Source organism: Faecalibacterium prausnitzii, from assembly GCF_019967995.1.
Classification (GTDB): Bacteria; Bacillota; Clostridia; order Oscillospirales; family Ruminococcaceae; genus Faecalibacterium; species Faecalibacterium prausnitzii_E.
Genome location: NZ_CP065377.1, coordinates 1,447,085 through 1,460,465, shown reverse-complemented (window position 1 = coordinate 1,460,465; position 13,381 = coordinate 1,447,085). Strand labels below are relative to the sequence as shown.

The 13,381-nt window shown below is 58.8% G+C and carries 12 protein-coding genes; 2 read left to right on the top strand and 10 right to left on the bottom strand.

Annotated features, from left to right (window positions below):
- Window positions 1-81: 81 nt before the first annotated feature.
- The 6 genes from I5P96_RS07215 to I5P96_RS07190 all read right to left on the bottom strand — a co-directional run bounded on the left by I5P96_RS07215 (window position 82) and on the right by I5P96_RS07190 (window position 4,286).
- On the bottom strand, window positions 82-240 hold the full coding sequence (locus I5P96_RS07215; protein ID WP_097792286.1) for a DUF1540 domain-containing protein: 159 nt from the start codon (window positions 238-240) through the stop codon (window positions 82-84).
- Window positions 241-307: 67 nt separating this feature from the next.
- Entirely contained in the window at window positions 308-667 is a 360-nt protein-coding gene (locus tag I5P96_RS07210; protein ID WP_223383708.1) for a nitrous oxide-stimulated promoter family protein, read from the bottom strand.
- Window positions 668-769: 102 nt separating this feature from the next.
- Window positions 770-1,192 (bottom strand): flavodoxin, encoded by a 423-nt coding sequence (locus I5P96_RS07205; RefSeq protein WP_097792288.1) that lies wholly within the window; start codon window positions 1,190-1,192, stop codon window positions 770-772.
- Between the two features lie 174 nt (window positions 1,193-1,366).
- Window positions 1,367-2,119, bottom strand: coding sequence for a heparan-alpha-glucosaminide N-acetyltransferase (locus I5P96_RS07200; protein WP_223383707.1), 753 nt, complete (start codon window positions 2,117-2,119; stop codon window positions 1,367-1,369).
- A 113-nt stretch (window positions 2,120-2,232) separates the two neighbouring features.
- On the bottom strand, window positions 2,233-2,784 hold the full coding sequence (locus tag I5P96_RS07195; RefSeq protein WP_097792290.1) for a ferritin family protein: 552 nt from the start codon (window positions 2,782-2,784) through the stop codon (window positions 2,233-2,235).
- Between the two features lie 140 nt (window positions 2,785-2,924).
- Window positions 2,925-4,286, bottom strand: a complete 1,362-nt coding sequence (locus tag I5P96_RS07190) for a uracil-xanthine permease family protein (RefSeq protein WP_207685748.1) — start codon at window positions 4,284-4,286, stop codon at window positions 2,925-2,927.
- A 352-nt stretch (window positions 4,287-4,638) separates the two neighbouring features.
- On the opposite strand from I5P96_RS07190, the gene I5P96_RS07185 reads away from it, so the two are divergent.
- Both I5P96_RS07185 and I5P96_RS07180 read left to right on the top strand, forming a co-directional pair.
- Window positions 4,639-5,775, top strand: a complete 1,137-nt coding sequence (locus I5P96_RS07185; RefSeq protein ID WP_223383706.1) for a cysteine desulfurase family protein — start codon at window positions 4,639-4,641, stop codon at window positions 5,773-5,775.
- 9 nt (window positions 5,776-5,784) lie between these two features.
- Window positions 5,785-6,654: a tRNA 2-thiocytidine biosynthesis TtcA family protein gene (locus tag I5P96_RS07180; RefSeq protein ID WP_223383705.1), complete on the top strand. Its 870-nt coding sequence runs from the start codon at window positions 5,785-5,787 to the stop codon at window positions 6,652-6,654.
- 175 nt (window positions 6,655-6,829) lie between these two features.
- On the opposite strand, the gene pfkA is transcribed toward I5P96_RS07180, so the two are convergent.
- The 4 genes from pfkA to rapZ form a co-directional block, all read right to left on the bottom strand.
- Window positions 6,830-7,804 carry a 6-phosphofructokinase gene (gene pfkA / locus I5P96_RS07175; RefSeq protein ID WP_118552891.1) on the bottom strand — a complete coding sequence of 325 codons (975 nt, stop codon included), beginning with the start codon at window positions 7,802-7,804 and terminating at the stop codon, window positions 6,830-6,832.
- 239 nt (window positions 7,805-8,043) lie between these two features.
- Window positions 8,044-11,559 carry a DNA polymerase III subunit alpha gene (locus I5P96_RS07170; RefSeq protein WP_223383704.1) on the bottom strand — a complete coding sequence of 1,172 codons (3,516 nt, stop codon included), beginning with the start codon at window positions 11,557-11,559 and terminating at the stop codon, window positions 8,044-8,046.
- Window positions 11,556-12,488 carry a DNA-binding protein WhiA gene (gene whiA / locus I5P96_RS07165; protein WP_223383703.1) on the bottom strand — a complete coding sequence of 311 codons (933 nt, stop codon included), beginning with the start codon at window positions 12,486-12,488 and terminating at the stop codon, window positions 11,556-11,558. The genes I5P96_RS07170 and whiA overlap by 4 nt, the downstream gene beginning before the upstream one ends.
- A gap of 28 nt (window positions 12,489-12,516) precedes the next feature.
- Window positions 12,517-13,380: an RNase adapter RapZ gene (gene rapZ, locus I5P96_RS07160; RefSeq protein WP_223383702.1), complete on the bottom strand. Its 864-nt coding sequence runs from the start codon at window positions 13,378-13,380 to the stop codon at window positions 12,517-12,519.
- Window position 13,381 lies beyond the last annotated feature (1 nt).

The following is a 13,381-nucleotide window of genomic DNA, read 5'->3' as shown; positions in this document are numbered from 1 at the left end:
CACACCAAAACACAAACCGCCCGGTTCCATGCTGTTTTCGGCACGGAACCGGGCGGTTTTCTGCGCGTAGAAGTTACGAAGTTACTTGGCTTCGTAATTCTGGCAGAAGTGCGGGGTCTCGATCTGCTGGGTGGTGCAGGAGCAGTGCTCCGTCACCTTGATCTGCGGCAGGTCACACTTGCAGCTCTCCACATTGTGGCGGCACTTGCAGACATCGCAGACAACACCGGTATTTTCCATTCGTTCTCACCTCTTTGAATCTGGGATGCTTCTAGGATGCCCCCATTCCGTGAGATTTATACACCGGTCACTTCTCTGCCCCGGCCTTGCGTTTGGCCCGGATGGTCACGATCACATGCCGGATGGAGAGAACGGGGTGCACCGGCAGCATCCGCGGCCCGGCCCAGCGCATGACAGTGCGGATCTGCTCCCGCATGGCAGGCTTGTAGCAGTGGACTTTGCAGGCCGAACAGAAGGTCTTCGTCTCCATGAACGGGCAATGGTCGATGCGGGCCAGCGCATAATCGCGAAGCTCCTGACATTCCGGGCAGAGCGAGCCTTTGGGTGTGCTGTGCTGCCTGCGGCAGTAGAGCGCGATCATCTCGCTCACCAGAAGTTGTTCCTCCGCGCGCTTTTTCGCAAGGTCTTTCGGGGTAGTCTGTTTCATGCGTTCCTCCAGATACAACAAAAAACCGGCAGAAAGCCGGTGTCGTTCGGTTCTCTGTCGGTTAGTTTATCAAGACAAACTCATTTTGTCAAGAGAAAAGGCTTACCATGCAGCCAGGTCAGCGCCCAGCTTGCGGCAGGCAGCCTGGACATCGTCGTCGGGCGTCTCGTTGCAGATGAGGCCCTCTTCGCTGAACAGGACCGCGCCGTCCTCCTTGACACGCTCGCACCAATCGCGCATCCACTGGCCGTCGCCCCAGCCGTAGGAGCCGAACAGGGCGACCTTCTTGCCGTTCAGGGAACCTTCCAGAGAAGCGAACATCGGCTCGAACTCGCTCTCCTCCAGCTGCTCAGCGCCCATTGCGGGGCAGCCGAATGCCACGACGTCATATTCGCCCAGCTTGGCAGCATTCATCTCGCCACAGGGAACGATGGTGGCGGCAGCACCTGCCCCTTCAGCGATGCAGTTTGCCATGGTCTCGGTGTTGCCGGTCGCGCTCCAGAATACGATTGCTACTTTGCTCATAAAGAAGAACCTCTCTTTCAATTATAGTTAGTATTTTCTAACTTTTATCATCAGGAAAATGCGTCATCCAAAACGGATGCGCATTTTCACGGTTAGGTTTCTCTAACCATAGACAGGATACCACAATGCGGCAGGGTTGTCAAGGTTCTTTTGCAGATTTTTCCACTCCCCTGCTCAAAGCAGCTGCGGAACGGTGAACACCAGCGTCAGCACACCGAAAATGACCGGCTGATGGAGCAGATACAGCACCAGCGAGTGCCGCCCCAGCCAGCCCAGCGGCGGGCAGACCGACCGGCGCAGCGGCTCCATCCGTTTGCGGCCGACAAGAGGATGCAGATAGTACCCCGCCCAGAACAAAAACAGCCACGGCAGCAGCGGGAAGTAATCGGAGGAGTAAAAGGAGACCGGATAAAAGCCGAGGTATGCCGTGAGGTAGTTGGCATAAAGCCCCTGCGGCAGCGCCCAGCGCAGCGCGCCAAGCCCCCAATAGCCGTCCATCGTGTGATCGGTCAGCGCGAACAGGATCAAACTGACCGCCAGCCCCACCGCCGGCGGGATCTTTTGCAGCCACTTCTGCACAAGGCCCGTCAGGAGCATGGCCGAGCCCAGCAGAGTCAGCACTCCAAACCAGACCACATTTTCCGGCATGAACAGCAGCGTCACCGCTGTGACCAGCGCTCCGGCACCAAAGACCGCCGCGCCGCGTTTGAGCGGATGATGCCCCAGCGGCAGACAGAAGCCGGACAGCAGGATGAACACCCAGCAGATGGATTGCTGCCACAGCCGCCCCTGCCCGGCGGAATACCACGGCACCACGACCCCGAACAGATACACGGCATCCCACATGCCATGGTAGAGCATCATGCTGATGAGGTCAAGCCCGCGCAGCTCGTCCAGCAGCGCGTAACGGGATGAAGACGATTTCATAAGGAAACTTCCTTTTTCATTTTTTGTCTCATTGTACGCTTTGCCGCCGGGTGCGTCAAGCAAAAAAGCTGCTGTGCAGCCTGAGCCACACAGCAGCCTTTGAAAAAACGGGATCAGACCTCGGTGTTGAAGTAGCGCTTCAGCAGGCCCTCGAAGCCACGGCCATGCCGTGCTTCGTCCTTCGCCATCTCATGGACGGTGTCGTGGATGGCATCCAGATTCAGAGCCTTTGCCTTCTTGGCCAGATCCATCTTGCCAGCGCAGGCACCGCACTCGGCCTCAGCGCGCATCATCAGGTTCTTCTTGGTGCTGTCGGTGACGACCTCACCCAGCAGCTCGGCGAAGCGGGATGCGTGGTCGGCTTCCTCGTAAGCGTAGCGCTTGTAAGCCTCAGCGATCTCCGGGTAGCCCTCGCGCTCTGCGACGCGGGCCATGGCCAGATACATGCCGACCTCGCTGCACTCACCCTCGAAGTTTGCGCGCAGACCGTCTACGATCTCCTGGGGGACGCCCTCAGCCTTGCCGATGCCGACGACATGTTCGGTCACATAGGTGTTGCCGGTCTTCTCCACGAATGCAGAAGCGGGAGCCTTGCAGACGGGGCACTGCTCCGGGATGGAGCCTTCAGCGATATAACCACAAACGGTGCAGACATACTTTTTCATACGATAGACCTCCATAATTTCTCAGTTATTCTTTTGGCCGCCCCTGGTACGGTCGGCCTTGGTTTCTGAGCCTATTATAGCAACGATTCCTAGGTTAGTCAAGGATAATTTTTAAGAATCATTCCTATTTAACGGTTTATTTACACCTGGAGGTTGCCGCTGGTTGCAGCGTCAGAACCGTCGGCTGCGTCGAACTCATAATCGTTGCCGGGCAGGATAGCGTTGAGCAGGATGCCGACGATGGCGGCGATGGCCAGACCGGACAGATTGATGGAAACGCTGCCCACCATGAAGGTCAGGCCGCCCACCGAGTTGAAGCCCAGCGCGGACACCAGAATGACGGCAGCAACGATCAGGTTGCGGCTGTTGGTGAAGTCCACCCGGTTCTCGACCACGTTGCGGACACCGATGGCAGAGATCATTCCGTACAGCACGAAGCTGATGCCGCCGATGATGCCGGTGGGGATGGTGTTGATAACTGCCTCAAACTTGGGGCTGAAGCTCAGGATGATGGCCAGTACCGCAGCGATGCGGATGACCAGCGGGTCGTAGATACGGCTCAGCGCGAGAACGCCGGTGTTCTCGCCGTAGGTGGTGTTGGCCGGGCCGCCCAACAGGCCGGCCATGGCGGTCGCAAGACCGTCGCCCATCAGGGTGCGGTTCAGGCCGGGGTCGTTGATATAGTTGTGGCCGACGGTGGCGCTGATGGCGGCGATATCGCCGACGTGCTCCATCATGGTCGCCAGTGCGATGGGCAGGATGGTGAAGAGGGCGCTGATGAACTCCGGGCTGCCGTCGATGGCGAACAAGCCCATGGCGTTCTGGTGCAGCGGGATGCCGAACCAGTCGGCGGCAGCGATGGCCTGGAAATCCACGGCACCGGTCACGAGAGCGACCGCATAGGAGACCAGAACACCGATGAGGATGGGCAGGATCTTGACCATGCCCTTGCCCCAGATGTTGCAGACGATGACTGTGCCCAGTGCCACAAAGGCCAGCAGCCAGTTCGACTCACAGTTGGTGATGGCAGAGGGCGCCAGGATCAGACCGATGGAGATGATGATGGGGCCCGTGACCACCGGCGGGAAGAACTTCATGATGCGGCGGATGCCGAAGGTGGAGATGAGCAGGCTGACCACCAGATACAGGATGCCGGAAAAGGCAACGCCTGCGCAGGCATAGGGCAGCATCTTCGTGTTGGCAACGGTCAGGTTGCCGTTGGCATCTGCCAGCATAGGGGCCACGATGGAAAAGCCGCCCAGATAGGCAAACGACGAGCCAAGAAAAGCCGGAACCTTGCCTCTGGTGACCAGATGGAACAGCAGCGTACCAAGACCTGCGCAGAGCAGCGTGGTGGAGACGCTCAGGCCCGTCAGCAGCGGCACCAGCACCGTGGCACCGAACATGGCGAACATGTGCTGTACGCCGAGGATCAGCATCCGACCCGTGCCCAGCTGGCGCGCGTCGTAAATGCCTTTGGAGTAGTCGATTTTTTCACTCATAAAAGAGTTCTCCTTTCGCGTTTTACTTCCAAAAAAAGAGGCATTGCCGCAAAAAAGCGACAGTGCCTCAGCTTTCGGGAAGAAAAAACATTCGGGACGGAAGAGCAGCCTCCGTGCTCCGCAAAGTAAAACCGTGCATTCTGCTCTCCCCTTCCCTTCGTACGTTGTAAAGTATATCAGAAACCACCCCGTTCTGCAATGGATTTCCGGTTTTTTTGGCATTCTTTCTGCGATTGCTTTCTTTTTCAGGTCTTATTCCCCTGCGGCAGCATTTTGCACCTGCATCTTGCAATCCGGCCCCCTGCGCACTATAATAATACCGATTAAATGGATTGAGATTTAAGGAGACCCTATGATCTATCTGGATTATTCCGCCAATACCCCGGCCGACCCGCAGGTACTCGACCGGTTCTGCTCCGTAGAGCGGCGCTGCATCGGCAACGCCAACTCCCATCATCAGGCAGGCACCGCCGCCAGAGCCGAGATCGACGCTGCCACGCTGAAGATCGCCGCTTTGCTGGGCGTACAGCCTGCCGAGATCATCTATACCTCCGGTGCCAGCGAATCCAACAACTTCGCGCTCAAGGGGCTGGCCCGGCTCTCCCGCCATGCGGGCAGGCACATCATCTCCACCCCGCTGGAGCATTCGTCCGTCAGCGGCACTCTGACCGCGCTGCAGGAGCAGGGCTATGAGATCGACCTGCTGGACATCCGGCGGGACGGAACCGTAGACCTCGACCATCTGAAAGAGCTGCTGCGGCCGGACACCATCGCCGTGGCGGTCACGCTGGTAGACAGCGAACTTGGCGTCGTGCAGCCGGTGGAGGAGATCGCCGCCATCCTGAAGGACTACCCCAACTGCCACCTGCATGTCGATGCCACCCAGGCCGTTGGAAAGATCCCCGTCTCGTTTGAAGGGGTGGACACCATGAGCCTGACGGCCCACAAATTCTATGGTCTGAACGGCATTGGTCTGCTGCTCAAGCGGCGGAATCTGGCACTGGAGCCGCTCATCCACGGCGGCGAGAGCACCACCATCTACCGCAGCGGCACCCCTACGGTGGCGCTGGCGTCTTCCCTGGCCTGTGCATTGGAACTTGCCGTGGAAAACCTGCCGGAACGCTCTGCCTCTGTCCAAAAGCGGAACGCGGAACTCCGCGCGGCCCTGTGCCAGCACCCGGAGGTGCGCATCAACAGCCCCGAAAATGCCATCCCGCACATCCTGAACCTCAGCGTCCAGAACGTGAAGGGCACGGTCTTTCAGCGGGAACTGGACGCCCACGGCGTCTGCGTCTCGGTCAAATCGGCCTGCTCGTCGGACGGCCTGCCCTCCCGCGCAGTGTTTGCCGTCAGCCGGGACCGCCGCAATGCCCTCTCGTCCTGGCGCATCAGTCTGAGCCATCTGACCACCGAGGCAGAGATCCAGGAATTTTTACGGGTGTTCGACGTCTGCTGCCAGCAGCTGACCGCCGCACACGGAGATCGATAAGGAGAAATCATGAAACGCGAACTCGAACCCTATCAGATGATCGAACGCAGCATCATCAAAAAATACCGAAAAGAGCTTTGGACCCCCTTCATCGTAGCCGTCAAACGGTATGAGCTCATCCAGGCAGGCGACAGGATCGCCGTCTGCATCTCCGGCGGCAAAGACTCCATGCTGATGGCAAAGCTCATGCAGGAACTGCAAAAGCACAGCGATGTCCCCTTTGAGCTGGTCTTCCTCGTGATGGACCCCGGCTACAATGAGCTCAATCGCCAGAAGATCGAATCCAACGCGGCACTGCTGCACATCCCGGTGACCATCTTTGAGAGCAACATCTTCTCGGTGGCCAACAACACCGACAAGAATCCCTGCTACCTCTGCGCCCGGATGCGCCGCGGCCACCTGTACAGCAAGGCCAAGGAGTTCGGCTGCAACAAGATCGCGCTGGGCCACCACTTCAACGATGTCATTGAGACGACCGTCATGAGCATGTTCTACGGCTCCCAGCTGCAGGCCATGCCGCCCAAGCTCCACAGCACCAGCTTCCCTGGCATGACCCTCATCCGCCCGATGTACTGCATCCGCGAGGAGGACATTCTGGCCTGGAAGCGGTACAACGACCTAGAATTCATCCAGTGCGCCTGCCGCTTCACCGAGAACTGCACCATGTGCGACAATGGCGGCGGCGGTTCCAAGCGGCAGGAGACCAAGCTCCTGCTCCGCCGCCTCAAGCGCGACAACCCCAACATCGAAAACAGCATTTTCCGCAGCATCCATGCCGTCGCGCTGGACACCATGCCGGGCTATAAATCCGAGGGCGTGGAGCACAGCTTTCTGGAACGGTTTCATGCGATGGAAGCAGCAGCTGACGTTGAGCTGTGAGCTTCTGCGAAAAATCATGCAGCACCGGTGGTATCATAAACAAGCTGTTTCACTAAAAAAGCGGGAATGGACCGGACGATTCCGATCCATTCCCGCTTTTCAGCTTTGTAAAACCAGTTGGGGTCAAACGCTTACCGCAAATTCACGTACACTCAACAGGGGCTTTCTCTTTTATTTAGATAGAGATCGTGTTGCAAACGTCGATCAGCACCGGGTCGAGGGTCTTGGTCATTTCAAGAGCCTCATCGACGGGGTAATCCACGAGGTGCTCTCCCTTCATGCCGACGATGCGGTTGTACTTTCCCTCTTCCAGCAGGCAGACAGCGTGGTAGCCCATGGCGGAAGCGTTTACGCGGTCGCGCAGAGTGGGCGAGCCGCCGCGCTGGACGTGGCCCAGGATGGTGGCGCGGGTATCAATGCCGGTGCGGGCCTGGATCTCGTTGGCGATCTCCTGCGAGTGGCCGATGCCCTCGGCAACGATGACGATGAAGTGGCGCTTGCCGGTGCGCTGCGTCTCGGTGATCTTATCGAGGATGTCGTGCTGCATGTCGAATTCCTTCTCCGGCAGCAGGACCGCCATTGCACCAGAGGCGATGGCGACGTTCAGAGCGATGTAACCCGCATTGCGGCCCATGACCTCGACAACGCTGCAGCGGTCGTGGCTCTGGGTGGTGTCGCGCAGTTTGTCGATCATTTCCAGAGCGGTGTTCATCGCAGTATCGTAGCCGATGGTGTAATCGGTGCAGGCAATATCATTGTCGATGGTGCCGGGCAGGCCGATCATCGGGATGCCGCGGTGTGCCAGCTCACGGGCACCACGGTAGGAGCCGTCGCCGCCGATGACGACCAGCGCATCAATGCCGAGCTCGCGGCACTTGGCAGCACCCTTGTCCTGGCCCTCTTTGGTCTTGAACTCCAGGCAGCGGGCGGTGTACAGGATGGTGCCGCCGGCCTGGATGATGTTGGAAACACTGCGCAGGTTCATTTCAAAGCACTCGCCGTTCAGCAGGCCGTTGTAGCCGCGCTGAATGCCGATCATCCGAAATCCCTTGTGCAGGCCGGTACGAACCACAGCGCGCACTGCAGCATTCATGCCGGGAGCGTCGCCGCCGCTGGTCAAGACACCAATCGTTTTGATTTGCTTTTCCATAAGAGAGATTCCCTCCAATTGTTTCTTCATTCACCTCGGAGCAGTGCCCCTTCTTCCTGACACTGCTCCATTGCTTTGCTCATTTCTGATACGACTTGCCTTGAATTATTATAGCACAGTTTTCCTGTGAATCCAATACCTTTTTGAAACTCTGTTAAAATTTTGTTAAAGTATGCTTTGCTGCGAAGATGCGATGATTTTTATGAAAGTTGCATCTGCACGATTCGTTCCATGGCATGTTATTTTGTTGCAACATTCTTTTCGCCGACCAGACGCCGCAGCTCCTGGAAGAAGAGCGGATGGCCGGAGGTATACAGCCTGCGGGGGGCCGCAAGCTTCTGTTTGGTGTCCTCCAGATAAAAGATGACCGGCATATCACCGTCAAAAATCTCCAGCAGGTTGACGACTTTTGCATACTGCGGGCAGCTGCGCGACGGCAGACGGATATAGAGCCGCTGGGCCGCATCCCGCATCCGGTCCGGACGGTTCGCCTGCGGGTGCTTGGGGTCGTAGCCTTCAATGGGCGAGATGCTTTCGGCCATCAGCTTGGACGGCTCGTCCTCGCGGACCGACAGACGCCCCTCGATGACCACAACGGCATTTTCCCGGATGGCATCCCGGAAGACCTCCAGCACCTTCGGGAAGACGATGACCTCCATCGTGCCGGTCAGGTCTTCCACGCTGGTAAAGGCCATCAGGCTGTTCGACTTGGTGGTCATCATCCGGCTCTTGACAATGGTGCAGACGATGCGGACATGGGCGTTGTCCAGCCCATGCGCTTCCTCGCCGGTCAGGGCCTTGATGGAATGGGTCGCAAACTTTGCCGACTGCTCCCGGTACGCATCCAGCGGGTGGCCGGACAGGTACAGGCCGCTGACCTCTTTTTCCTGCTGCAGCAGTTCGGTATGGGAATATTCTTCGAGGTGCCGGATCTCATATACATCCTTCGACGTGCTCTGTGTTCCCCCGCTCATCAGCGAAAACAGGTCGAGCTGCCCGTCCAGATTCCGCCGGGAGTCACTCTCCACGCTCTTGATGATTCCATCCACGGCCTCCACGAGGCTGTGGCGGTTCTCGCCCATGCTGTCGAATGCGCCCGCCTTGACGAGGCTTTCCACGGCCCGGCGGTTCATTTCGTTGCCGTACAGCCGCTTGCAGAAATCATACAGGCTGGCATAGGGCTTTTCCCCACGCTCTTCCACGATGCGTTCCACAAGATTGCGGCCCACGCTCTTGACCGCGTTCAGGCCGAATCGGATCTGCCCCCTGGCATCCGCCGTAAAGCCGCCGTTCGAGATGTTGATATCCGGCGGGAGCACCCGGATGCCCAGACGGGCACACTCGCCCGAATACTCGATGACCTTATCGGTATTATCGAGCACACTGGTCAGCAAGGCCGCCATGAACTCGCTGGGATAATGGCACTTGAGATAGGCCGTCTGGAATGCGACATACGCATAGCAGGCCGCATGGCTCTTGTTGAACGCATAGGACGCAAAGCTCGACATTTCGTCATAGATCTCGTTGGCGACCTTTTCCGAGATGCCGTTGGCCACGCAGCCGGGGCATTCGTGGCCGGGCTCGGTGCAGCCGTGAACAAAGTGTTCCCGCTCCGCTTCCATGACCGCATGTTTCTTCTTGCTCATGGCGCGGCGGACATTGTCTGCCTGCCCGAACGAAAAGCCTGCCAGCTCACGGAAGATCTGCATGACCTGCTCCTGATAGACGATGCAGCCGTTGGTCACATCCAGAATGTGGGCCAGCTGCGGGGTCTTGTAGCTGATCTTTTCCGGCTCGTGGCGGTTGCGCAGATAGGTCGGGATGGAATCCATCGGGCCGGGGCGGTACAGACTGATGAGTGCGATGACATCTTCCAGGTTCTGCGGCTGCAGCCCTACGAGGACCTGCTTCATGCCCGAAGATTCGAGCTGGAACACGCCCTCCGTCTCGCCCTGACCCAGCATTTTGTAGGTCTCCGGGTCATCGTAATCGAGCGCTGCAACGGAGAAATCCGGCTCTTTTTTCTGGATGGCCGTTTCCGCATCCCGAATGACCGTCAGTGTGCGCAGACCGAGGAAGTCCATCTTCAGCAGGCCAAGCTCCTCGATCTCGGTCATGTTGAACTGGGTCACAGGCAGACCGTCGTTGGTGGCGAGGGGCAGATAGTAGTCGGTCGGTTCCGGGGTGATGACGACGCCCGCCGCGTGGGTGGACGCATGGCGCGGCATTCCCTCCACCTTGAGGGCCGTGTCGATCAGTTCCTGGACCTTCGGGTCGGTGTCGTACATCCGCTTCAGCTCAGCCGAGACTTCCAATGCGCGCTTCAGCGTCATCTTCAGTTCCATCGGGACCTGCTTTGCGACCACATCCACGTCCTGATAGGGCATCCCCATCACACGGCCCACGTCACGGATGGCGTTGCGGGCGGCCATGGTGCCAAAGGTGACGATCTGCGCCACATGGTCAGCACCGTATTTCCGGTTGACGTAGTCGATGACTTCCTGACGGCGTTCATAGCAGAAGTCCACATCGAAGTCGGGCATACTGACACGTTCGGGGTTCAGGAAACGCTCGAAGATGAGGTTGTAGCGGATGGGGTCGATGTCGGTGATGCCGACGCTGTAGGCCGCAATGCTGCCCGCACCGGAACCACGGCCCGGCCCCACCGGGATGCCCTGGCTCTTGGCGTAGTTGATATAATCCCAGACGATCAGATAGTAGTTCGTGTAGCCCATCGTCTTGACCACGCCGATCTCGTAGGTCAGGCGGTCTTTGTTGGCCTGCGGGACATCGGGGCCGTAGCGGCGCTCCAGACCCTCCCAGCAGAGCTTTTCAAAAAAGGCCTGATTGTCCATCCCGTTGGGTGCTTTGTAGTAGGGGATCTTGGTGTGGCCGAAGTCAAAATCAAAGTTACACTGGTCCGCGATCTTCTGGGTGTTTTCGCAGGCCTCTGGCACCATGGCGAACAGATCGTACATTTCATCCGTCGTCTTGACGTAAAACTCATCGGTCTGGAACTCCATCTTATCGGCGTCCTGCATCGTCTTGCCGGTCTGGATGCAGAGAAGGATGCTCTGCATCTTGGCGTCTTCCCTGCGCAGATAGTGGGAGTCGTTGGTGGCGGCCATGGGGATGCCCGTCTCCCGCGCCAGCTTGATGAGCTGGGGCAGAACGATGGTGTCCTCTTCCAGGCCGTGGTCCTGCAGCTCAATGTAGTAATTGCCTTCGCCAAACAGGTCCCGGTACCACAGCGCCGCGTTTTTTGCCCGCTCGTAGTCCCCCGCCAGAATGGCCTGCGGGATCTCGCCCGCCAGACAGGCCGAAAGGCAGATAAGCCCTTCGTGGTATTGTTCGAGCAGCTGCTTATCAACGCGGGGCTTGGAGTAAAACCCCTCGGTGAAGGCTGCGGAGACCATCTTGATGAGGTTCTTGTAGCCGGTCTCATTTTTGCACAGCAGGATCAGATGGTTGTTGCCGTCGATCTTGTTGACCTTATCGAACCGGGTGCGGGTGGCAACGTAGACTTCGCAGCCGATGATGGGCTTGATGCCCGCTTTTTGGGCCGCTTTGTAAAACTGCACACAGCCGTACATGACACCGTGGTCGGTGCAGGCGATGGCCGTCTGCCCGCACTCCTTCACGCGGTCCATCAGCTGGTCGATGCGACAGGCACCGTCCAACAGGCTGTACTCCGTGTGGATATGGAGGTGGACGAAATCCCGCCCCAGGTGATTGTTTTCGCTGATCTCGCTCACTTCGTTGCCTCCTGTTCCAACCGTTCCCGCATGGTCTGCGCCAGCAGTTCCAGCTTTTTCATCCGATGCGACAGCCCCGATTTGCTGACCGGCGGGTCAAAGCAGGCACAGAGCGCCGTCAACGAGAGATCCGGATTTTCCAGCCGCTTTGCTGCTGCCTGCTGCAGCACCTCCGGCAGGGTCTCCAGCGCATTCTGCTCCTGCAAAAAGCGGATGGCTTTCAGCGTCTGCGCGTTGGCGCGGGCTGTTTTGCCGAGGTTGGCGGTATCGCAGTTGGTGTGGCGGTTGATCTGGTTCCGCATCTGCTTCACGGCTTTCTGCGCATTGATCTGCGCTGCCGCCTGGGCCGCCCCCATAAACGCCAGAATGCGCTCCACGTTGGCGCAGCTCTTGACGTAAACCAGGTTCACGCCGTTGCGGCGGGTGCGGTGGGGCGCAAACTCGTGCTCGGCCAGCAACGCTTCAAAGTCTCTGGCGAGATTGGTGCGGCTCGTTAAAAATTCGATGTTGTATTCTTTTTTTGGGTCTGTGACGGTTCCGCCGCAGAGAAACGCCATGCCGATGTAGGCGCTGACGCAGGTCTGACAGCGGATCATCCGGGGGTCGATCTGCAAGCTCGTCTCACTGCCGGTGGTGCCGAACAGTTCATGCAGCCGCGCCACCTGTTCAGGCTCCCGGATGCCAAACTCGTACACCACCCCGCTGGGGCGGCTCTTTTCCAGAATGGTGCCCCGGACGCCGCAGCGGGCAAACAGCTGCTCGGCCATGCGGGCGGTCAGCTCCTGCTCCGTCTGGAGCACAAGGCCCTTGGCGTCGAAATATTTGGCAAAGCAGGCGATGCCGTAGGCCGCCGCGCGGACGCAGCAGTCTTTCTGCAATTGCAGGCTGTGCTGCGCGATCTCTTCCCGTGCCTGGGATGCAAAACTCATCTTGTCGTTCCTTCTTTGATCTGGCCGTTCAGCGGGAGGCATCGCGGTGCTGGACGCCGGGCTGGTAGCCCAGGCCCTCGCAGTATTCCGCGATCTTCCGCGCAAAGGTGATGGAGCGGTGTTTGCCGCCCGTGCACCCCACGGCAATGGTCAGCTGGCTCTTGCCCTCCTTGACGTAGAGCGGCAGGGCATATTCCAGAAATGCTTCGTACCGGCGCAGCAGTTCCTGCGCCTCCGGTTTGCCCATGACGAAATCCACGACCTCCTGATCCAGGCCGGTCTTGAACTTCAGATCCGGGACATAGAACGGATTGGGCAGGCAGCGCACATCCAGCACCAGGTCTGCGTCCGCCGGGACGCCGAACTTGAAGCCGAACGACATCACCGTCAGCCGCATCGCACTCCGCGCCCCGCCGTTCTGCACAAAGAGTTCGCAGATGCGCTCCTTGTTCTGCGCGGTGGAGAGCAGCGCCGTATCCACGATATAATTCGCACGCTCCTTAAAAGGGCGGAGGATCTGGTGCTCCTTCTGAAAGGCTTCCCGCGTGGAGATGCCCTCCGCAATGCTGATCGGGTGGCGGCGGCGGGTCTCGCTGTAACGGCGCATCAGCACATCGTCCGGTGCGTCGAGGAAGAGGATCTCGTAGGCGATCCCCTGCTGGTCCAGCAGGTCGAGCGCCTTTTCGATCTCCTCGCTGGAACGGCAGCCGCGCACGTCCATGGACAGCGCCACCCGCTTCAGCTTGTTGTCACCGGCTTTGGAGAATGCGGTGATGCTCGGCAGCAGTTCCGCCGGGACATTGTCGATGCAGAAAAAGCCGATATCTTCCAGCGCATTCATAGCCACAGACTTTCCTGCGCCGGAAAGCCCGCTTACGATCAGCAGATCCATT

Coding starts and splice junctions, on each gene's coding strand:
- I5P96_RS07215 (WP_097792286.1), bottom strand. CDS start 240: ATGGAAAATACCGGTGTTGTCTGCGATGTCTGCAAGTGCCGCCACAAT.
- I5P96_RS07210 (WP_223383708.1), bottom strand. CDS start 667: ATGAAACAGACTACCCCGAAAGACCTTGCGAAAAAGCGCGCGGAGGAA.
- I5P96_RS07205 (WP_097792288.1), bottom strand. CDS start 1,192: ATGAGCAAAGTAGCAATCGTATTCTGGAGCGCGACCGGCAACACCGAG.
- I5P96_RS07200 (WP_223383707.1), bottom strand. CDS start 2,119: ATGAAATCGTCTTCATCCCGTTACGCGCTGCTGGACGAGCTGCGCGGG.
- I5P96_RS07195 (WP_097792290.1), bottom strand. CDS start 2,784: ATGAAAAAGTATGTCTGCACCGTTTGTGGTTATATCGCTGAAGGCTCC.
- I5P96_RS07190 (WP_207685748.1), bottom strand. CDS start 4,286: ATGAGTGAAAAAATCGACTACTCCAAAGGCATTTACGACGCGCGCCAG.
- I5P96_RS07185 (WP_223383706.1), top strand. CDS start 4,639: ATGATCTATCTGGATTATTCCGCCAATACCCCGGCCGACCCGCAGGTA.
- I5P96_RS07180 (WP_223383705.1), top strand. CDS start 5,785: ATGAAACGCGAACTCGAACCCTATCAGATGATCGAACGCAGCATCATC.
- pfkA (WP_118552891.1), bottom strand. CDS start 7,804: ATGGAAAAGCAAATCAAAACGATTGGTGTCTTGACCAGCGGCGGCGAC.
- whiA (WP_223383703.1), bottom strand. CDS start 12,488: ATGAGTTTTGCATCCCAGGCACGGGAAGAGATCGCGCAGCACAGCCTG.
- rapZ (WP_223383702.1), bottom strand. CDS start 13,380: ATGGATCTGCTGATCGTAAGCGGGCTTTCCGGCGCAGGAAAGTCTGTG.